The organism is Sulfurimicrobium lacus (assembly GCF_011764585.1).
Taxonomy (GTDB): domain Bacteria; phylum Pseudomonadota; class Gammaproteobacteria; order Burkholderiales; family Sulfuricellaceae; genus Sulfurimicrobium; species Sulfurimicrobium lacus.
Map to the genome: position 1 here is coordinate 976213 of NZ_AP022853.1, position 19518 is coordinate 995730.

Below are 19518 nucleotides of genomic sequence, written 5' to 3' on the forward strand. Positions count from 1 at the left end.
GCCTGGCCGGATTATGCCCCGGCAATGGCAACGACTTTGTCGCGCAACGCGACCAGGTAGCTCCGCGTGCTGGACAGCAGTTCGCTGAAGAATCCTTGATCCCGGGAGGCGTAATTCGTCTTCAAGGTCAGGGCGCCACCTGTCGGTCCGCTGTGGCAATCGTAACAGCCGACTTGCTGGCCGGCCACGTAGCTGACGTTGTGGCCGTCTGCATTGAAGGTCTTGGCCATCTTGACCTGGCTCAGCGGCGAACCGCGGAAGTCGGCCCCATGGCAATAAGCACAGGAGGCGCGCTGGGAGGCGGTTTCCGCACTGTGCTCGTGATTGCCGACCCACGCGCTGCCGATACTGTGCATGCCGTGAGGACCGCCGTTCGCGGTATTCGGAACGGTGGCGTGGCATACCGTGCATTCGTGCACCGTGCCGGCGTAACCCTGGAGCGCGATGCTCTGCAGGTTATCGTTGGGCTCGCTGGTCGGGAACTCGGCATGGGTGGAGCCGTGGCAGGCCGAACACTGCAAGTTGCCGTGGCCGGTGCTGAAGCGGTACAGGCTGAAGCCCTCGCTCGGCTTGTTCTGCGCCGTGGCGAAGCGTGCGTCGGACCAGTTCAGCAGGTTGCCTTGCGTGTCTACCGCGCTGAGTTCGCGTTTGCTGTCATAGTGGCAGGCCTGGCAGTTGGGTTCGGACAGCCAGCCGGAGCGGGTTGCCGCACCGACTTTGCTGATGCGGCCGTGGCAGCTCTGGCAGTTGATCGCGACATTGCCGCCGCTGTCCTTCACATCGGCCATGGCGCCGCGCAGGCACTGGGTTACCGAGCCCGGGTGGCACATGTAGCACGCGCTCCGGTTGTTGGAGCTATCCAGCGTCAGACCGTTTGCCGGATCGACAGCCGTGCCGTGGCTGGCGTGCAGTGCCTTGGTGAGCGCCGAGATGCCTGTGATGCCCGTCGGGAAACCAGCCTCGATCTGGTATGCGTTGGAGACGTGGCAGGCCACACACAGCGTCGGCTTGCCGGCGAGCGCCGAGGCGTACAGGCCGTTGCTATAGCCCTTGGCTGTCAGCGCGGCGGCATAGGCGGCGTTGCCCGCCTGTTTTTGATCGTGGAGGCGGAGGATATTCTTCTTCCAGTCCTTCAGCGGATCGGGGTCGAACACCCAGCCTGCAGTCGGCTTGGCCGCATTGGCTGCCGTGTTGGTGCTGGTGGTCGAGGTGTGGCAAGCCTTGCAGGTGATCTCGTCGCTCACCGGCAGCACCACCTTGGTCGTCGCCAGAACCTGTCCGGCGGTGTTTTTGGCGACTACCTGGACCAACGGATAACTGTTGGTTCTTCGGGTGTCGTCGGTCGGGGTGATCGGAATGCCCACCGCCTCGAACCAGTTCTCGGTGGAGTTGTATGCCATGCGTGCCGGCGTGAGCGAGGCCATCGGGTAGCCGAGCAAGCCGACATCCGGGGCAGGCGAGAGGCCGAACAGGCTTTGCACGTACTGCCAGAAGTTGGTCTTGGTCGAGCTGATGGTATTGATCGAACCGGTGGCATCCGCCGTGGCCTGGTAGGTCAGCGTGACGCCGCTAGTCACCAGGGCGCCGGTGGATTTGTTCACCAGTTGGGCATTCAGGGTATTGAGCGGCGGCAGGATGGAGAAGACCGAGTAATCCTGTCCATCGACGCAGTGCATGCCCAGGTTGTTCCAGGCCAGCAGGCTGTAGGCATTCGCCACTGCCGCGGTCACCGTTACCGCCACCGTGCGGGTGGTCACGCTGTCGCGGACGGTGACAGTCGCGGAACCGGCCGCCACGCCGCGAACGGTGGCAACACCGGCAGCGTAGGTCACGGTGGCGATGGTCGTGTTGGACGAAGAAGTCGTTACCGTGCCGCTGGCATTGGTCACGCTGACCGCCGCAGTTGCACCCACCGGCACGCTCACCGAGGTGGGCGAAACGGTCAGGCTGGCAGCAGAGGTGACGGTGACCGCGACGGTGCGGGTGTTCACGCTGTCGCGGATGGTGACCGTCGCGGAGCCTGCGGCTACGCCATGGACCACGGCTACGCCAGCCGCATAGCTGACGGTGGCGATCGCCGTATTGGACGAGGTGGCCGTGACGATTCCGGAAGCATTCGCAACGGTAACGTTCGCATTGCCTTTCACCGGAATCTGGAGCGATGTCGGCGACACGGAAAGCGACGAAACTACTTTCACGCTCACACTAGCACGATTGTTTTCCCCGCTGCTGATGGTGACCGTCGCCGTGCCGGGAGATACGCCGGTGATCCTGGCGACTCCGGATGCGTAGGTGACGGTGGCGACGGACGTGTTGGACGAGCTGACACTAACCGTCCTTCTGGTATCGCTAACCGTCACTGATGCGGTGCTGCCGACCGAGACGGTTATCGAGCTCGGAGAGACGCTGATGGCAAGGGCGGCGCTTGCATATGCAAGGGTAAATAGCCAGGCAAAAAAACCCAGCAATAGAGGTCTATGGTTATGGCGGATTTGACTTGCTGTTGGACAGTTCATGATGCCCCCGTGTGGATTGCCCGGCTTGGTAAGCTGGTCTTCAAAGCCGTGTTTCGCATGGGAACGAACCGGCTCACTGGAATGCCTTAGAGTGAAAAGCACGTTCGCCGAATCTAGAGTAAAAAAAGACAAAAATCAAATTACAAATCAGTAACTTACGTGTACTGCGCCTACTGTTTTCACTGTAGTTTGCGATGGGGTAAAAGGGGGGGGTGAAAGCTACGTGTTCAGGTAGAAACAACGTATGTGCAACATCGGAAAGTCGCGCGCGGATGGCAGGGGAAAGGGCGTTTTACCTCGCTTTTCGCCGATCGCGGCGGACACTGTAGAAGGACGTCGACGAGCCTGTATGTGGCAGGCGGAAAACCAGGGGAAAAAAGCCGTTTAACCCAGGCTATTCGTCCAGAAACAGTCGCAGCGGAATCATGGAGGAGGACGCGAACCCGTGTCTGAGGTAGAAGCGCTGGGCAGCGTCGTTGCTCCGATCGGTGAGCAGGGTGATGCGCTTGCAGCCGTCCTGCTGTGCCGACTCGATGGCATGTTGCAGCAGTTGCGAGCCCGTGCCTGCGCCGCGCGAGCCGGGGGCAACCACCATGTCCTCGAGCAGCGCGACCCTGGCGCCGAGTGCCGTCGACACGGTGTAAAGCAGGCTGACCATGCCGACAATCTCTTCGTCCCTTCGTGCCACAAGAACGCGGCCGGCCCCCGGGTTGCCGATGATGAGCGCCAGGCCGCGAGACTGCGCCTCGCGATCCGGTTCGAACTCGGCTTCCTGGGAAAACAGCACATCCAGCAGTTCGCAAAGTGCGGCGATGTCGCGGGGCGTTGCGGGAGAAATCTGCATGGCGGACGTGTTCAGGCGAACTCCTCGCCGAACAGCAGCGACCACGCGCTGCGGTATGCCACCTGATGCCGCGTTTCGTCCGGCAGGCGCTGCAGAAAATTCCGGTGCTTCTGGTCGTATTCGACGATGCGGGACATGCGGTCCCCGCCCAGATCCAGGGCCGACACGAATCGCTGCGGATAGGCGACGATCAGGTCGCGCCATTCGGCCTTGAGGTTGCCGTCGCTTGCCCACACGCGCGCATGGTGCTGGCCGCTCAACGGGTATATCGAACCGGAGTCGCCGAATGCGGTATCGAAATACAGGTTCGGGAAGCGTTTGATCAGGGTCTCGACGTAGCCGGGCGAATAGCCGGAGGCGCGCTCGATGTAACGTATCTGGGCGAGGTGGCACCAGATTACCCTGGCCTTCGGGTACTGTTGCAGCATCTTTTCCAGCGGCGCCAGCAGTCCGTCTTCGATTTCGTAATGAATCTGCAAAGGCATGCCGGTTTTTTCGCTCATGGCGAACACGCGATGTCCGATCGGGCCGTCGATCGGGACGTCGGCGTCGCGGTCCAGCTCGTTGCGTTTTACCTGACGGGGCGAGGGGTAGTGGCGGAATTCGTACTCGCCCAGCAGCATGATCTGCCTCCCCCTTGCGGCGGCTTCCTGGGCATCGACGAATGCGTCCGTGGCCTCCGTCAGGGCCGGGGCTTGCCCGCCGTTGCCGACCGGGATGAAACGGTCCGGATAACTGGCGAGCAAGCGTTGCGACAAGTTGTCGAAACGCACCCCGTTCTCGAACTGGCCCTTGCCGATATCCGCGGAAAGCGCCATCAGCCCGATGTTGAGGTCGTCCATGTTTTTCGCGACATGATCGACGTCCAGCTTGGTGGAGTTGCACGAGCTTTCGATGTCGATGTAGGGCAGCCCGCCGGCAGCCAGGATTTTCTTCAGGCGCTGTGCGTAACCGCTTTTCAGTTTCGCGAATTCGACGCGATCATCAGCCCTCCCCAGCACTGGCATGCAGGCTATCAGCGGAAGTGCGCATATCGTCTTGATCAGCCTGCGTCTGGAAAGCTTGGCGGAACAAGGTGTCTCCGGAGTAGCCGCCCGGCCTAAAACTCTTTCCACTCATCCTCTCCGGCGGGGGCGTGCATAGGCGCTTTGGCGGGATTTGCCGCCGGCTTGGCCTGTGCGCGCTGGGGCGCGCCCTTGCTCGCGCCCTTTGCGGTATGCCCGGAGGTGGCTGGAGTGGCAGCGCGGCGCGTTACCGCCATGCCCATGCCGGCCTTGGTATCGAGCTTGAACACGCTGACCGACTGGGAAAGATTCTGCGCCTGCTCTTCCAGCGACTCGGCGGCAGCGGCGGATTCCTCCACCAGCGCGGCGTTCTGCTGCGTCACTTCGTCCATCTGGGTGATGGCCAGGTTGACCTGCTCGATGCCGGCGCTCTGCTCCGACGACGCAGCGGAGATTTCCGCCATGATGTCGGTCACGCGCTTGATGCTGGTGACGATCTCATCCATGGTCTGGCCCGCTTCGCCGACCAGCCTGGTGCCGTTTTCGACCTTGTCCACCGAATCGCCGATCAGGGATTTGATTTCCTTGGCAGCGGCGGCGGAGCGTTGCGCCAGGTTGCGCACCTCGGCGGCCACCACGGCGAAACCGCGTCCCTGTTCCCCGGCGCGCGCGGCTTCCACCGCCGCGTTCAGCGCCAGGATATTGGTCTGGAAGGCGATGCCGTCGATCACCGAAATGATATCGACGATCTTGCGCGAGGATTCGTTGATCGAGGACATGGTGGTGACGACTTCGTTCACCACCGCGCCGCCCTTGCCGGCCACGGTGGACGCGCCGATGGCCAGCTGGTTGGCCTGTTTGGCGTTGTCCGCGTTCTGCTTCACCGTGGATGTCAGTTCTTCCATGCTGGAGGCGGTTTCCTCCAGGCTGGAGGCTTGTTCCTCGGTGCGCTGGGAAAGGTCGGCATTGCCCACGGCAATTTCCTTGGCGCCGGTGTTGATGCTTTCCACCGCCACCTTGATTTCGTCCACCAGCTTCTTGAGGTTGTCCACCGTGGTATTGACGTTTTGCTTGACGTCGTTGAAGGACCCTTGGTATTCGCGGGTGACGCTCTGGGTCAGGTCGCCCTGCGCCAGGGCCTGCACCACGCGGATGGTGTCCTTGAAGGCGGTATCGACAGTATCGGACAGCAGGTTGAGCAGTTCCGACAGCGTCTTGGTGTAGCCCTGCTTGCCGCTCAAGTTCATCTTGACGTTGAAATCGCCGCGATTGGCGGCTTCGACGATCTGCTGGATTTCGGCGACGATTTGAGTGAGGGAGTCAGCCGTGGTATTGACGCTGACTTTTACCTGGTTGTAAGCACCGGAATATTCCCGCGTGACCTTCTGGCTGAGATCGCCGTTGGCCAGCGCCTGGGCGACGCGGATGGTGTCCTTGAAGGCGCCGTCGACCGTATCGGAAAGCTGGTTGAGCAACTCGCTCAAGGTCTTGGTGTAGCCGGCCTTGCCGCTCATGTCCATCTTGGTGCTGAAATCGCCCTGCACGGCGTCATCGACGATTTTCTGGATCTCGGCCACGATCTTGCGCAGGCTGTCCTGCATGATTTTCAGCGAGTACACCAGGCTGGTGGTGTCGCCGGATTTGACCTGCAGTTCCATGGAGAGGTCGCCGCCGGCGATCTTGTGCACTGCTTCCGCCGCGTAGTCCGGTTCGCCGCCCAGTTGCCTGAGCAGGCTGCGGGTAATCAGGAAGCCGACCGCGATAGCGACAATCAGGGCGGCCAGGGCGAGAGCAATAATCAAGGTCAAGGCGCTGCTGACGGTGTCCCTGGCTTCCTTGCCGGTCTTGTTCATCGATTCGATCTGGTGGTCACTCAGGGCCTTCACGGCATTGGTGTATTCACGCTGGGTGGCGCGGATTTCTTCCAACAGTAATGTTTTGGCTTCATCGTAATTGCCGGCTTTTTCCAGCTCGATGAATTTATTTTGCCCACCGATGTATTTTTGACGGGCATCGACTATTTTGGCGAAGAGTGCCTTGCCGGTGGCGGAGGCGACAGTTTTTTCCAGTTCGTCGATGTTTTTCTTGATATCGCCGCGCGCTTCCTCGATACGTTCCAGCTCTTTGGCGATTTTGGCGTTGTCGGTTTCCAGCAGGGAGTTGCGCATGGCACGCGCGATGACGTTGATGTTATCGAGAATGTTGTTGGCCATCACCGTCTTGGGGAATTTGTCGGTGACCATGCTGTCGACGTCATTGCCGAGGCCGCGTATTTCCTTGATGCTCATGCCGGCGATTATCACCAGCAGCAAGATTACCGCGCCGAACCCCAGCCCTAGACGGGTACCCACTTTCATATTTGCGCTTGCCATTTTTTTTGCCTCCTGAAATTTTTATTCGGTAAGGTTTACGCGGCTGCCATTTCAACCAGCTCCATGTCGCGGCTGGTCATGAGCTTCTCGATGTCCACCAGGATCAGCATGCGCTCGTCCACGGTGCCCAGCCCCATCACGTACTTGGTGTCGATGGCGGAGCCGAATTCCGGCGCGGGCTTGATCTGCTCCGGGGCGAGGTCGATCACGTCGGAGACGCCGTCCACCACCATGCCGATCACGCGGTGCGCCACGTTGAGGATGATCACCACCGTCAGCTGGTTGTACTCGGCTTGCCCGAGATTGAATTTGAGGCGCATGTCCACGATCGGCACGATGATGCCGCGCAGGTTGACTACGCCCTTGATGAAGTCGGGCGTGTTGGCGATTTTGGTGACGGCGTCGTAGCCGCGGATCTCCTGCACGTTGAGGATGGGCAGGCCATATTCCTCTTTGCCCAGGATGAAAGTCAGAAATTCGTTGGTGGTGGTCGATGTGTTCGACGGATTGGATTGCGAGGCTTGGTCCATGGCTTGATCTCCAGATGTCTATTTTTATACCGGAATGCGCATGCAGCCCAACAAGCTCGAATAAACGGAAGCTATTGGAACGGTCTATTCTAGACTGCTTTTCTCCCTTGGGGGGATGAAACAATCTCAATCAAATGAAGCCGGTAACGTAACAGGAAGAGGCGAGAAATCCGCTTTCAGAAAAAGGCCGCGTCAGCTGATTATGTAGTCACCAGGTGTATCTTAATGAAAAGCAGCAGCGGCCAGAAATACCCGGTTCTGCGTATTTTTGCTGTCAGGGTTCCCACGCTCATACTGCCGACAGCCAAATGGCCAGAAAGCCGCTGCTGATCGCAAATATTCGAGATGGACTGGAACGCGGCAGGAACAGTAACCGTAGGGCGCAATAACCAACGGGCATTGCGCCGGATGTTTGGTATTCATGAATTCATGCGGCGCAATGCGTTTCACTTATTGCGCCCTACACCAGCTATTCAGGCTACGCGGCGACAGGCATGATCTCCGTCACCGCGTCGAAAAACGCGTTCAAATCCATGTCGAGGCGCGTGATGTTCTGTTCCTGCAGGAAGCGTTCCTCGTTCTTCGCCAGTTCGCCCGGCAACACCGCCCAGTGGGGGCCGTCGCTGGAGCGTTTCATGATCTGGCGGGCGTAGCTGCGGGTGAGCTGGCTGTCGAAACGGCAGCCGAGGAAGAGGAAGCCTTTTCCCTTGCGCAGTTCCTGCACCAGGGCGGGAATCGGGCTCTGGATGTCGATTTCGGTCAGCACTTCCACGTAGTCGGAATCGGACACGATGTAGTTGCCGGCCGGGCTGACGCTGCCGATGGGCTGGTACAACACGGTGCGCCATTGCTCCATTTGGGCGGCGTCGCACGGCGTGCCGTCCGGCAGGTAATATTTCACCCACTGGTCGCGGTGCTCGGCGCGGCTCACGCCCTGCAGCATGCCCCATCCTTCCTGTCCGGCCAGGGCCTTCGCCATGGCGCCGTCGTACCACGCGTCCACGATCAGCGGCAGGTGCAGACCGGCGAGGTGGCGGTGCAGCGGGGCGGGCTCGGGCTGGTGGACGAAGGCCTCGTTCATCAGGGTCACCAGGGTTTTGCGATGCTTGAAGTTCTCGATGTACTGGGCGGCGGCGGTAAGGTTTTTGCGGATCTTGAACGGCAGGGTGGTCCTGGCCGCCAGTTGCTCCGCCAGCGCCACGGCTGTGGCCGGGACGGTATTTTCCACCGTCAGCGCGAGCATGCCCGGCCCGAGGTAGGGAATCGCCCGTTTTTCGGCCAGGGCGGCGACGATGGCGTCGAGTTGCAGTGCGGTCATGGTGTTCTCCTTTGTTTAGCTATCAGCTATCAGCGGTCAGCGGTCAGCGGTCAGCGGTCAGCGGTCAGCGGTCAGCGGTCAGCGGTCAGCGGTCAGCGGTCAGCGGTCAGCTTTCAGCGGTCAGCTTTCAGCAGAACCGGTATGGCTGACGGCTGACAGCTGATGGCTGATAGCTACTCGCCCAGCTTGCGGGCTTCGACGGTGATCGGCAGGCGGGTGTCGGCGGCCATCTCGGGCAGCGCGAATTTCCAGCCGTTGGCCAGGGTGACGGTGCCGCCCCACATTTCCGGTTTTTCCATCTCGACGATGGGTTCTTCCAGGTCCTTCTTGGGCAGGTAGCCGGTCAGTACGCCTGCGGCTTTGCGGATCATGATTTTCATTTCTTGCTCCTGATATCGATCGTTCGTTGTGTGCCTGTTTCAGGCCTGTTGCGCCGCTTTTTCCCCACCCGTTGCAGGGGGCGCTTCCTTGTTCTTGAGCGCCATGATGCGCTGGCAGATCTTTTCCGGGCTGAGGATCAGCAGCAGTTCGCCGGAATCGTGGGAAACCTCCGGCTTTACCAGGCTGTCGGCGATGGTCCCTTCGCCCGAGAACATGGAAGACAGGGCCTGCACGCGATGCTGCGCGACTTCCGGAATTTCTCCCAGCTTGTTGACCATGATGCCCAGCACGGCGTCCTCGCGGATGCGCACCAGCACCACCTGTTTGCCCGGCTCATGTTTGATGCCCGGCCGCTCCGGCATGAGCCGGTGTATGTCCACGACCGGGACCGTCATGTCCTGGTAAAGCAGGTAGCCCGACAAGTGGCCGGAAGCGCCCGGAACAGGTGTCAGCCCCTTGGCTTCCACCGCTTCGATGATTTTTCCGGAATGAATGCCGAACCAGTTGTCGCCCACATGGAAGGTGGCGATTTCCACCGTGTCCCCGCTTTCGTTCGCGCGTGCGTTCTGCAATTGCAGCCTTTGCCGGGTCTTGCTGCCGCGTTTCACGTGTGCGCTGTTCACCGGGCACAGGGGCACGAAGATCAGTGCCGTCACGTCGTTGCGATAACTGTCCTGCTTACCCTTGTATTCGCGGTAGCCGCCGGACATGCGCGAGCCAACGGCGTAATAGTGGCCGTGGCGCGCGATGATGTTGGAAATGCCGGTTCCGCCGGCGAGGGCGAAGAATTTTTCGTCCAGGTCGAGCAGGGTTCCGGGGCGGAGGTCCGGGTCGGTCGAGGCGATCACGCGCCGCTCGCGGTCGGCGAACACGCCGAAAGATCCGGCGAGAGGCGCGCCTTTTGCGTCGCGCGGCAGGGCGTCCATGAGCATGGCTTCGAACTGGGGCGCGGAGTCGAACACGATGCCGATCCCTCCGACCACTTCGTTTTGGTCGCGTATCGCCGCGCCGTAAATGTAGGTGTGGCGGCCCTGGTAGAGCGGGGTGGGGGCGAAGGGCGATACTGCGTAGCGCTGGGAGTCGGCAAGGGCCAGCGTTTCGCGCACCCACGCCTCGTTCAGCAACTGGCCGCGAATAGACTGCTGTTCCGGGTTGGAAGCGGCGATGACGCGGCCGTTGCGGTCGAACAGCACCAGGTTGTCGTACACGGTGTAGAGGCTGTTGATATGGGCGAGCACGGCCTGGATGGCGCGGCTGTCGTGCTCGTCGAACTGCGGCTTGGCGAGCAGTTCGCTGAACTGGGAGCGCAGCGCCCACCAGCGGCAATCGTTGGCCCGCTCGTAGAGGTTGCGGTCCATGATGTCGATGGCCAGCGAAGCCAGGAACTGGCTGTCCTGCAAAATGGCGGACACCACGGTCTGGTGCAGGTTGCCGATGGAGCGCTCGAATACGTCCTTGGTTTTGAGCCCGGTATTGCTGATTTCCCACAGCAATATCTTGGAGAAAGCGGGGTTGAGCGCCTTGCGGTCGCTGCTCTGGCGCACGTTGCCGTTCCACACCGAGCGGTTGAGCTCGCGCTGGATGCGCTCGGCCTGCAAGGGAATGTTGCGCAGGTCTTCGGAGAACAGCGAGGGGTTGCTCATCACCTCTTCCAGCACCTCCCCCGACACCAGCTTGAGCATGGCCGAGGCATCCTTGCCGAAGGCGTGTTCCAGCGGGACCATCACGTGACCGTACCAGCCGAGCCCGGTGTAACCCTGGTAACCATGGGTGGAGCGGGTGGTGGCGAGGTATTCGCGACCGGCGAAGCGCACTATCTGGTAATCGGCGTCCAGCACCAGCTCCATCGGCGCGCCAACGGGGATGTGCCACTCGTCGCTGCTGGCGATGACGCGCCCGTCCCGGTCGAGCAGGGCGATCACGCTCCAGTCGTCTGCATCCTTTAGGTTGTCGAAAATTCCCGCGGTTTCGTTGCCGAAGCGGAAACACAGGCACAGCACGCCAAGAGGAATGTCATCAGGCTGCGTGCCGTCCTCGGGCGAGGTGACGCGGAAGGAGTAGATCAGGCTGGCCGCATCGCCGGGGACGAGGTCGGAGCGGTGGAAGGTTTCCACGTATTCGCGCGCGGTTTGCAGGGACTCGCGGATCAGCGGGTCGTCCGAACGCTCCACGCGGTTGTCCGGGTCGAGCTGGATCAGGACGTTGCCCTCCGTGTCCAGCAGGATGATGTTGTTGTACACCGAATACTTTTGCACGTATTCGTGGAAACGCGCCTGCAGGCGGCCGGTGAGGGCGTCGAATTCCGCTTGCAGGCGTTCCTTCTCGCTGCCGTAGCCCTGCCTGAGCTTGCGGATATATTCCGGCGCGCGCGCGGCGTAGTCGCGGATGTCGTCGTCGGTGGCGAGAAAGCCGATGTCCGCGGTGCGCTCGAACAGGTTGCGGATCATGATGTCCACTGCCACCTGGGCCTTGGACTCCATCTCCAGCACGACCTTCTTGAGCGTCTCGTTGCCCAGGTTGTCGAGCAGCCCCACCGTCAGCTTGTGGAACGCCTGGCGCGTCGCGCTCATGTCCGCGCCGGTGCCGGACAGCTGGCCCAGCAGGGTGAGGTTGTCCCACACCCCCTGCAAGCCCTGCAGGGTTTCGCGGTATTCCTCGGCGCTGCTCATGTGGCGGATAAGCCGGCACAGCTTGTCGTCCAGCTCGATTCCCTTGTAGACGCCCATGTCAGGTCATCCCGGTTTCAAATTGTGCGAACCGGCGGATGCCAGCTCTTCTTCGAGGCAGCCCACGATCATCATGCCGGGAAACTCCACCATGTAAACCGGGGTGCCGCTTTCGACGTGCTGCCCCACGTTGACGATCTCGCCGACCGTCCCCGCCGCTGCGAGGAGAGCATCCGGGGCGCGTTCCGGGTGGCTGCCGTCGTTGAACAGGTCGATGCTGCAGCTCACGTGCTGCTGCACGCGAAAAATGGGTTGGCGTGTTTCAAGCATGTGATTCCTCCTCGATGGGTTCCAGTTCCTTGGCCTTCATGCCGACGACGTTCCCCTGCTCGTAGAAATCCACGCCGTAGATGTAGAACTGCTGCAGGAAGGTGCCGATGCTGGTGACGTAGCCGATGTCGCCCTTTTTCACCAGAATCTCGCCGATCTCCTTGCCGCGATAGGTGCCGTCGTTGCGGATGTTCTTGCTGGAACGGACTTTCTGCCCGTAGTCGAACACCGGTTCCTTGTCGATTTCGATCACATCGCTGTCGCGGCTGATTTTCATGATTAGGGCCTGTTAATATTGATTTCGCGTCTGCGACGGGGGCGATTTGGGATGCCGCCCGCGAAGCAAGACGCGCGGTTGTGCCGCCCACAACAAGCGGCTTGTGACAAAGGGAGGCGCCCAAATCGCCCCCGTCCCGAAGGGTTGCAAGGAGAAGGCCATGTCTGCGTTGTTACGGCGCTTGCAAATGGAACAACCATTCGCTGTGCTTCGTGCCTAGCATTCATGGCCTTCTCCTTGCAACGCAGACGCGAAATCAGTATTAACAGGCCCTAGTTCCTCGCCCTTGATCCTGGAACGCGCGATTTCGCGCACCAGTTCGTCCTCGTCATCGATCAGCGGCAGCACCCGCTCCGCCTCGCCCCTGCTCGCCACCTCGTAGCGCACGCGCCAGTCGGGGTCGCGCAGCAAGGCCAGCAAGGCTTCCCCGTTAAGGCGGCGCGCCGCTTCCAGCCGCACATCTGCATCGCTGTCGGCGGCCAGTGTTTTCAGCCATTCCATGCCGATGCGCTTGGCCACCATCAGCCTGACTTCGCGGTCCGCGTCGTGCAGCAGCAGGTGCAGCGACTCGAACGGCAGGCGGCGCGCCACCACCAGGCGCACGTAGTAGTCCGGGTCGGCGCGCATCTCCAGCAAATCCGTTCCTTCCAGCCGGTAGGCCACGCGGATGCGCACTTCGCGGTCCGGGTCGTGGCGCATTTTCAGCAAATATTTGCGCGGCAGGCGCAGCAGTGCCGAGAAGCGCACCGTTTCGTCCGCGTCCTGCAGCAGCGGCGGCAGGTGGAACACGTCGGCGAATTTCGCCGCGATGGCGCGCACCTCGAAGTAGGGGTGCGCCAGGTACTGGTTGGCCAGTTCGCGGTTCCAGTAAAAAAACCGGTCGATGCGCCGCGCGTAGCGATCGTGCACGCAGGCGCGCCGCAGCTGGCAGCGGCCTAGCGCCAGCAGTTCCCGGTGCGCGCAGCTATCGCAGCAAACCGGCTGGCCCTGCCAGTCGAGCGCTTCGTCGATGTCAGTCATCGTCTTCCTGCCCCATGCGGTTCAGCACGTCCAGCAGCACCGCCGCGCCCACCCGGTCGGCGGGGTCGAGCTGCATCACTTTTTCCACCGCCAGCCGGCCTTCGTCCAGTTCGCCCAAACGCAGCTTCAGGTAGCCGTAGGCCTTGAGGCTGAAGAGAAAAAAGCGCGGCACGAAAGCGGAAAAATCGCCGAAACAGGCATCCTCGCGCTGAACCTGGCGCCAGTCATGATTCAGTTTCAGTTCCCGTGCCGCGAGACCAAGGCATAGCTCGGCGTAGGGCAAGGCCTGCCGCACGCGGTTGCGGTAAAAATGAAAGCGGTAGAACGCGATGTACACCGCTGCGTGCTGCGGCGCCAGGGCCAGCGCCTGGTGCAGGTGTTTTTCCGCTTCCAGGTCGTCGCCGTAGCTTCTCGCCGCCAGCTGCAGGCAATGTTCGGCCGCAGGCGGCAAGGTCTCTCCATGGCAGTCGCGCTCCAGCCAGGACAGGTCGTCCGCGATGGCGTCCCCGCTTGCCATGGCGACATGGCTCCTAGGAAGAGCGCCGTGCGATGCTGGCAATGTTGACCGTTGCCACCGTCGGGTCGTTCTCGCCCGGTGCGCTCGTGCCGCAACCGCACACGCCGCGCGCGTTGGGGTTGAAGAACTTGAGCCCGGTTTCCATCATGGTGTCGGCGAAATCGATGGTGTAGCCCTCCAGCAGTTCGCGGCTGGATTGCGGCAGGAACACCTTGAGGTCATCCTGCTCGAGCACGTAGTCGCCGAACTGCGGATTCGCTTCGATGGTGAACTCGGAACTCAGGCCGGAACAGCCGCCGGGGCTCACGACCAGGCGGAAACCCGCGTTCCCGCCGGCATGGCCGAAGCGCACCATGCGGCGCATGAAGTTTCCAGCCTTGGTGGTAATGGTCAGATCCATGATGTTTTCCTTGTTGGGTTAGCGGTCAGCCATCAGCTATCAGCAGTCAGCTTTCAGCGGTTTTGTGCGGCTGAGCCGCGTTTTAGCTGATGGCTGATAGCTGAACGCTGAAAGCTAATTACATCACGTAGCGCGGCAGGCTCTTGTCGACCACGACGCAGCCGTCCACCGGGCAGACTTCCACGCATTGCGGGTCTTCGCCCTCGCATTCGGTGCATTTCTTGGGGTCGATGACGTAGGTGCCGTTCTTTTCCTTGATGGCGACGTTGGGGCAGACCGGCTCGCAGGCGGTGCAGGCGGTGCAGGTCGAGGAAATGATTTTGTATGGCATGGTGTTCTCCTGATAAAAAATTTATAAATTCATGCGGCGATGTAAGCGCCTTGGCGCAGGCGGCCTTCGCCGCGTTCGGCATATGTGCCACGGGCGAGGTATTCCTTGAACCAGGCGATCAGCGACTGCTCGATGTATTCGTGGGCGTAGGCGTCTACCGGCTCGATGCCGGCTTTTTCCAGGTCGCCTTTCGGGCAGCGCCCGATCTTGGCGACGAACACGGCGGCGCAGTCGTTGATGGCGGAGATGACGGTTTCCAGCACTTCTTCCTCGCCGTAGCCGCCCTCGCAGTAGTGGTCCACGCGGCGGTGGCCGACGAACTTGGCACCTTGCGCCGACAGCTCGTAAATCTGGAACTCGCTGGCGTGGCCGAAATGCTCGTTGATGCGTCCGCTGCCCTTGGTCGCCACAGCCACCAGCGCCTGGACCTCGCTGCTGCCTAGCCCGGCCAGTTCGCCCTGCAAGGCCGCCTGCTGGTCCTGGCGCTCCTTCTCCACGAAAGCCTGGTAAGCCTGGCGCGCTTCGGCGTCGTAGTTCACTTCCATCTCCGCCACTTTCTCGCTGGTGAATTCCGCGCTGCGGTCCTCGCCCAGCAGGCCCACCGCGTCGGCGCGGCACTGGCGGCAATGGCGCATCAGGTTCATCTCGCCCTCGCAGTCGTCCTGTAGCTTTTTCAGCTCCTGCGGCGAGGGTCCGCGCTGGCCGTTGAGGCCGTAGTAGGTGCCGTGCTCGGCTTCGGAAATCAGCGGCATGATGTTGTGCAGGAAAGCGCCCTTGGACTTGACCATGCGGTTCACTTCCACCAGGTGCTGGTCGTTGACGCCGGGGATCATCACCGAGTTGACCTTGACCAGAATGCCTTTGGAAGTCAGCATTTCGAGCCCTTCCATCTGGCGTTCGGCGAGGATCTTCGCGGCGTCGCGGCCTTTCCAGCGCTTGCGGTTGTAGTAGATCCAGGGGTAGATGGCTTCGCCCACTTCCGGGTCGATCATGTTGATGGTGATGGTGACGTGATCGACGTTGAAGTCCTGGATGGTCTGCACGTGGTCCGGCAGCATCAGGCCGTTGGTCGAGAGGCACAGGCGGATGTCGGGCGCGCCTTTCTGGATCAGCTCGAAAGTCTTGAAAGTCTTTTCCGGGTTGGCCAGCGCGTCGCCCGGCCCGGCGATGCCGACCACGGTGAGCTGCGGCACCTCGGAAGCCACCGCCAGCACTTTCTTGGCCGCCAGTTCGGGTGTCAGCTTCTCGCTCACCACGCCGGGACGGCTCTCGTTGGAGCAGTCGTACTTGCGGTTGCAGTAGTTGCACTGGATGTTGCAGGCCGGTGCCACGGCGACGTGCATGCGCGCGAAGTGGTGGTGCGCCTGTTCGCTGTAGCAGGGATGGTTCTTGACCTTCTCCCAGATCTCAGGCGAGAGATCGCCCTGGCCGGCGCCCGAGCCGCAGCTCGACTTGCCGGAACCGCCTTTGGTCCCGCAGCCGGATGTGGCAGCTGCGGCATGTTCGAATATGGGTATGACTTTCGGTGGCATCGCTTGCTCCCTTCGTTTGGGTTTGCTTTCCCTGGCTGAGTATCTCTTTGCAACAAGCGTGCCACTCGTGTCTAATCTTGTAACGCAATGAAAATAAATGAGTTTATCTGTCTGCTAGGGAGTTGGTGGCGATGTCGCAAACATGACATGGGCGGGAGCCCGGAAACGGATTGTCGCGAATGCAACAATCTGCGGGTGAGGCTATAGGGGAGTACCCCCTATATGCGTTTCATGAAGGTTCTTCGCTTCGGCTTAAATATTCTCGCAACATACAGAACGGAGTATATTTATTCGCAACAAATTGCATTCATGTTGCGTGCGTTACGTTGCCGGCGTCGATAACCGCATCATCCCGGAATGACCGCCTGCCTCATCTGAATTTTCGTCCCGTAGCGCCTACAAATAATAATGTTCAATGGAGACGACCAATGTTCTCAAATCTGACTATCAAATCCCGGCTCATCTTTGTTATCGGCCTGCTTTCCGTGTTGCTTGTCTGCGTCGGTTTGCTCGGGCTGCGCGGTATGAAAGTCACCAGCGAGGGAATGCGCACCATCTACGAGGATAGCCTGATTGCCGCGGTCCGATTGGCGGAGGTCAACTTTCTTCAGGCGGAAAACCAGCGCCAGGTGCACCTCATGCTGATGCACGACCCGCGTCTGCCGGAAAGCAAGCTGCACGACCATCCGTTGTCTTTCCACACCGACAAGATGGCGGAAAACACCAAGAAAAATAACCAGAGCTGGGATGGGTTTGTCGCTACCTCCCAGACCCCGGAGGGGAAAAATCTGGCAGAGGAATTCAAGACCAAACGCAAGGCATACCAGGCGGCACGGAACAAGGCGCTGGACCTGATCAAGGCGGGGAATTATCTCGAAGCCAATTCCGTGGTCGTGAAAGAGGCCGGCCCCGCTTATATGGCAAACACCGGAGCGATGAGCAAGCTTCTCACGCTGCAAGTCGAGAATAGCAAGCAGGAGCATGACAATGCGGTGAAGTCCAATGCCACGACGCGCAATATTGCACTCACGGCGATCGTGTTAGGCGTACTGCTGGCCGCGCTGGTCGGCGTGCTGCTGATCCGCAACATCGGTCGTTCGCTGAACCAGGCAAAGTCCGTGGCGGCCAGGATTGCCCAGGGCGATCTGAACAGCGAAATCCACGTGGAGTCCCGCGACGAAGTCGGCGACTTGCTGGTATCCATGCAGCAAATGCAGGACAACCTGCGCAAGATCGTGGCCGAAATCGAGAAAATCGTCGATGCCGCTGCCAATAAAGGCGACTTCAGCGTCAAGATGGTTATGGACGGCAAGGCGGGCTACACCAAGACGCTGTCCGAGCTTCTCAACCAGCTCTCCAATGTCACCGAAGGCGGTTTGAAAGATGTGACCAGGGTGGCGCAGGCCTTGGCCGACGGCGATCTTTCTCAAACCATCACCAAGGATTACCCGGGCCTGTTCGACCAGACCAAGCAGGGCGTGAACGGAACCGTTGCAGCCCTGAACGGGATCGTCAACGATATACAGTTCCTCGTCCTGTCAGCGGGCCAAGGCGACTTCAGCGCCAAGATGGATATGGCGGGCAAGCAGGGCTACAGCAAGACGCTATCGGAATTACTCAACCTGCTCTCCGACGTCACCGAAGCCGGCCTGCTGGACATCATCCGCGTAGCCAATGCCCTGTCTCAAGGAGACCTGACCAAAACCATCACCAAGGATTACCCGGGCCTGTTCGACCAGACCAAGCAGGGCATCAACACCACTGTGGAAAACCTCAAGAATCTGGTCGGTGAAATCAAGGAAGCGGTTGACGCGATCGGTACCGCCTCCAGGGAAATCGCCGCCGGCAACAGCGACCTCTCGCAGCGCACCGAAGAGCAGGCCTCTTCACTGGAAGAGACCGCTTCCAGCATGGAAGAGCTCACTTCGACGGTGAAGCAGAACGCCGAGAATGCCAAACAAGCCAGTCAGCTTGCCATCAGCGCTTCCGACGTGGCCGGCAAAGGCGGCGCGGTGGTGAACCAGGTGGTCGGCACCATGAGCTCGATCAACGAATCCTCGCGCAAGATCGTGGACATCATTTCGGTGATCGACGGCATTGCCTTCCAGACCAATATCCTGGCCTTGAACGCGGCGGTCGAGGCTGCCCGTGCCGGCGAGCAGGGGCGCGGCTTCGCGGTGGTGGCCGGCGAGGTGCGCAGCCTGGCGCAACGCTCGGCCGCAGCTGCCAAGGAGATCAAGACCCTCATCGGCGACTCGGTGGACAAGGTGGAGAACGGCACCAAGCTGGTGGGCGAGGCCGGGCAGACCATGGAGAAGATCGTCACCAGCATCAAGCGCGTGACCGACATCATGGCGGAAATCTCCGCTGCATCCAGCGAGCAGAGCGCCGGCATCGAGCAGGTCAACCTGGCCATCACGCAGATGGACGAGGTTACCCAGCAAAATGCCGCCCTGGTGGAGGAGGCCGCTGCAGCCGCCGAATCGCTGGAGGAGCAGGCGCAGAACCTGTCCGCTTCGGTGGCCGTGTTCAAGGTCGACAGCGGCGGCATGGGCGCAGGCAAACCCGTCGCGCTGCTTGCCGCTCCGGGCAAGGCGGGAGCATCGCACTTCGACGACGCCATCGCCGCACACGTCAAGTGGAAAATCCGCCTGTCTCAATTCATCGACGGTAGCAGCACGGAACATCTCGACAGCGCGACAGTGTGCAAGGACAACCTGTGCGCCCTGGGCAAATGGATCTATGGCGATGGCGAAAAGCACCGTGATGCGCCGCATTACACCAACCTGCTCACCAAGCACGCCAATTTCCATCGCTGCGCGGGAGATGTGGTCAGAAAAGTCGAATCGCACGACAAGGCGGGAGCCATGTCGATGTTGAAAGGCGAGTTTTCCGCGGCCGCCAAGGAAACGGTAACGGCCATCATGGATTTGAAGAAAGAAATAGAATAACAATGTGCTGCGAGGCGCCAAGTAACGCTGAGTTTCTCAAGTGTGGTGAAAACGGCAGCGACTGCTTGACGCCTCTTTACCGGTGAGGTTCCAGACGTCCGTTTGGCAGCATGAAAAAGGGCGGCATTTGTTAAGAATTGTCAGATGCCCGCCCTTATTAAAGAACTTGTTTTTTTACCAGGTTGAATGTGACTGGCCTGGACGTGGCGATTCAGCTGCATGAAGCGAATGCGCAGCGTTGCCGATATTCACTAGGCTAACTCCATTGCTTGCCTAAGGGGCAGAGGGGGTCGGTTACCGCCATCAACCCAGTCCAGGGTGCTACCGCCTCCATTTCCAGTAAAAACTTCTTCTGTAGCGTCTCTTGGATTTCTTGGCAAATTCATTGGCGCTTCATGACTCGAATAATGATATTTATATGTCATCTGCACAGGGGGCGGTCAAAGTTTTCCTAAAGAAAATGGAACAATGTGTCGATTAAGTTCTTAAGCGATTTAGGTAGATGATGTCATGCGCAATATTCCCGGCT

At 60.5% G+C, this 19518-nt stretch carries 17 protein-coding genes and 1 pseudogene; 1 reads left to right on the forward strand and 17 read right to left on the reverse strand.

The features are described from left to right. Positions 1-11: 11 nt before the first annotated feature. The 17 genes and pseudogenes from SKTS_RS04985 to nifB form a co-directional block, all read right to left on the reverse strand. On the reverse strand, positions 12-2516 hold the full coding sequence (locus tag SKTS_RS04985; RefSeq protein WP_173061197.1) for an Ig-like domain-containing protein: 2505 nt from the start codon (positions 2514-2516) through the stop codon (positions 12-14). Between the two features lie 394 nt (positions 2517-2910). Beyond that, positions 2911-3360 (reverse strand): GNAT family N-acetyltransferase, encoded by a 450-nt coding sequence (locus SKTS_RS04990; protein WP_244617443.1) that lies wholly within the window; start codon positions 3358-3360, stop codon positions 2911-2913. 11 nt (positions 3361-3371) lie between these two features. Then, complete coding sequence (locus tag SKTS_RS18935; protein ID WP_244617444.1) at positions 3372-4367, reverse strand: amidohydrolase family protein; 996 nt, start codon at positions 4365-4367, stop codon at positions 3372-3374. Between the two features lie 92 nt (positions 4368-4459). Beyond that, on the reverse strand, positions 4460-6217 hold the full coding sequence (locus SKTS_RS04995; RefSeq protein ID WP_483316183.1) for a methyl-accepting chemotaxis protein: 1758 nt from the start codon (positions 6215-6217) through the stop codon (positions 4460-4462). After that, positions 6200-6736: pseudogene (locus SKTS_RS19205) on the reverse strand (MCP four helix bundle domain-containing protein); the annotation flags it as partial. The gene SKTS_RS04995 and the pseudogene SKTS_RS19205, both read right to left, overlap by 18 nt. Positions 6737-6771: 35 nt before the next feature. After that, a complete protein-coding gene (locus SKTS_RS05000) occupies positions 6772-7266 on the reverse strand; it encodes a chemotaxis protein CheW (RefSeq protein WP_173061203.1) in 495 nt (164 codons plus the stop codon). Between the two features lie 222 nt (positions 7267-7488). Then, positions 7489-7716 (reverse strand): hypothetical protein, encoded by a 228-nt coding sequence (locus SKTS_RS05005; RefSeq protein WP_173061206.1) that lies wholly within the window; start codon positions 7714-7716, stop codon positions 7489-7491. Between the two features lie 28 nt (positions 7717-7744). Next, entirely contained in the window at positions 7745-8584 is an 840-nt protein-coding gene (locus SKTS_RS05010; protein WP_173061209.1) for an SIR2 family NAD-dependent protein deacylase, read from the reverse strand. Positions 8585-8757: 173 nt separating this feature from the next. Further along, entirely contained in the window at positions 8758-8964 is a 207-nt protein-coding gene (gene nifT / locus SKTS_RS05015; RefSeq protein ID WP_173061212.1) for a putative nitrogen fixation protein NifT, read from the reverse strand. A gap of 39 nt (positions 8965-9003) precedes the next feature. Then, positions 9004-11691: a chemotaxis protein CheW gene (locus SKTS_RS05020; RefSeq protein ID WP_173061215.1), complete on the reverse strand. Its 2688-nt coding sequence runs from the start codon at positions 11689-11691 to the stop codon at positions 9004-9006. A 6-nt stretch (positions 11692-11697) separates the two neighbouring features. After that, positions 11698-11961: a nitrogen fixation protein NifZ gene (locus tag SKTS_RS05025; protein ID WP_173061218.1), complete on the reverse strand. Its 264-nt coding sequence runs from the start codon at positions 11959-11961 to the stop codon at positions 11698-11700. Then, on the reverse strand, positions 11954-12238 hold the full coding sequence (locus SKTS_RS05030) for a nitrogen fixation protein NifZ (protein WP_173061221.1): 285 nt from the start codon (positions 12236-12238) through the stop codon (positions 11954-11956). Before SKTS_RS05030 ends, SKTS_RS05025 begins: the two co-directional genes overlap by 8 nt. Positions 12239-12454: 216 nt before the next feature. Beyond that, a complete protein-coding gene (locus tag SKTS_RS05035) occupies positions 12455-13258 on the reverse strand; it encodes a 4Fe4S-binding leucine-rich repeat protein (protein ID WP_173061224.1) in 804 nt (267 codons plus the stop codon). Further along, positions 13251-13775 (reverse strand): hypothetical protein, encoded by a 525-nt coding sequence (locus tag SKTS_RS05040; protein ID WP_198420429.1) that lies wholly within the window; start codon positions 13773-13775, stop codon positions 13251-13253. The genes SKTS_RS05035 and SKTS_RS05040 overlap by 8 nt, the downstream gene beginning before the upstream one ends. Positions 13776-13788: 13 nt before the next feature. Continuing rightward, positions 13789-14175 (reverse strand): HesB/IscA family protein, encoded by a 387-nt coding sequence (locus SKTS_RS05045; protein WP_173061227.1) that lies wholly within the window; start codon positions 14173-14175, stop codon positions 13789-13791. Positions 14176-14293: 118 nt separating this feature from the next. Further along, entirely contained in the window at positions 14294-14506 is a 213-nt protein-coding gene (locus tag SKTS_RS05050; protein ID WP_173061230.1) for a 4Fe-4S binding protein, read from the reverse strand. 29 nt (positions 14507-14535) lie between these two features. Further along, positions 14536-16038: a nitrogenase cofactor biosynthesis protein NifB gene (gene nifB / locus SKTS_RS05055; RefSeq protein WP_173061233.1), complete on the reverse strand. Its 1503-nt coding sequence runs from the start codon at positions 16036-16038 to the stop codon at positions 14536-14538. A 428-nt stretch (positions 16039-16466) separates the two neighbouring features. Between nifB and SKTS_RS19105 the strand changes: the two genes are divergently transcribed. Then, a complete protein-coding gene (locus tag SKTS_RS19105; RefSeq protein WP_173061236.1) occupies positions 16467-18989 on the forward strand; it encodes a methyl-accepting chemotaxis protein in 2523 nt (840 codons plus the stop codon). Positions 18990-19518: the final 529 nt, after the last annotated feature.

Coding starts and splice junctions, on each gene's coding strand:
- SKTS_RS18935 (WP_244617444.1), bottom strand. CDS start 4,367: ATGCCAGTGCTGGGGAGGGCTGATGATCGCGTCGAATTCGCGAAACTG.
- SKTS_RS05025 (WP_173061218.1), bottom strand. CDS start 11,961: ATGCTTGAAACACGCCAACCCATTTTTCGCGTGCAGCAGCACGTGAGC.
- SKTS_RS05000 (WP_173061203.1), bottom strand. CDS start 7,266: ATGGACCAAGCCTCGCAATCCAATCCGTCGAACACATCGACCACCACC.
- SKTS_RS04990 (WP_244617443.1), bottom strand. CDS start 3,360: ATGCAGATTTCTCCCGCAACGCCCCGCGACATCGCCGCACTTTGCGAA.
- SKTS_RS19105 (WP_173061236.1), top strand. CDS start 16,467: ATGTTCTCAAATCTGACTATCAAATCCCGGCTCATCTTTGTTATCGGC.
- SKTS_RS04995 (WP_483316183.1), bottom strand. CDS start 6,217: ATGAACAAGACCGGCAAGGAAGCCAGGGACACCGTCAGCAGCGCCTTG.
- SKTS_RS05035 (WP_173061224.1), bottom strand. CDS start 13,258: ATGACTGACATCGACGAAGCGCTCGACTGGCAGGGCCAGCCGGTTTGC.
- nifB (WP_173061233.1), bottom strand. CDS start 16,038: ATGCCACCGAAAGTCATACCCATATTCGAACATGCCGCAGCTGCCACA.
- SKTS_RS05010 (WP_173061209.1), bottom strand. CDS start 8,584: ATGACCGCACTGCAACTCGACGCCATCGTCGCCGCCCTGGCCGAAAAA.
- SKTS_RS05040 (WP_198420429.1), bottom strand. CDS start 13,775: ATGGCAAGCGGGGACGCCATCGCGGACGACCTGTCCTGGCTGGAGCGC.
- SKTS_RS05045 (WP_173061227.1), bottom strand. CDS start 14,175: ATGGATCTGACCATTACCACCAAGGCTGGAAACTTCATGCGCCGCATG.
- nifT (WP_173061212.1), bottom strand. CDS start 8,964: ATGAAAATCATGATCCGCAAAGCCGCAGGCGTACTGACCGGCTACCTG.
- SKTS_RS05030 (WP_173061221.1), bottom strand. CDS start 12,238: ATGAAAATCAGCCGCGACAGCGATGTGATCGAAATCGACAAGGAACCG.
- SKTS_RS05050 (WP_173061230.1), bottom strand. CDS start 14,506: ATGCCATACAAAATCATTTCCTCGACCTGCACCGCCTGCACCGCCTGC.
- SKTS_RS04985 (WP_173061197.1), bottom strand. CDS start 2,516: ATGAACTGTCCAACAGCAAGTCAAATCCGCCATAACCATAGACCTCTA.
- SKTS_RS05020 (WP_173061215.1), bottom strand. CDS start 11,691: ATGGGCGTCTACAAGGGAATCGAGCTGGACGACAAGCTGTGCCGGCTT.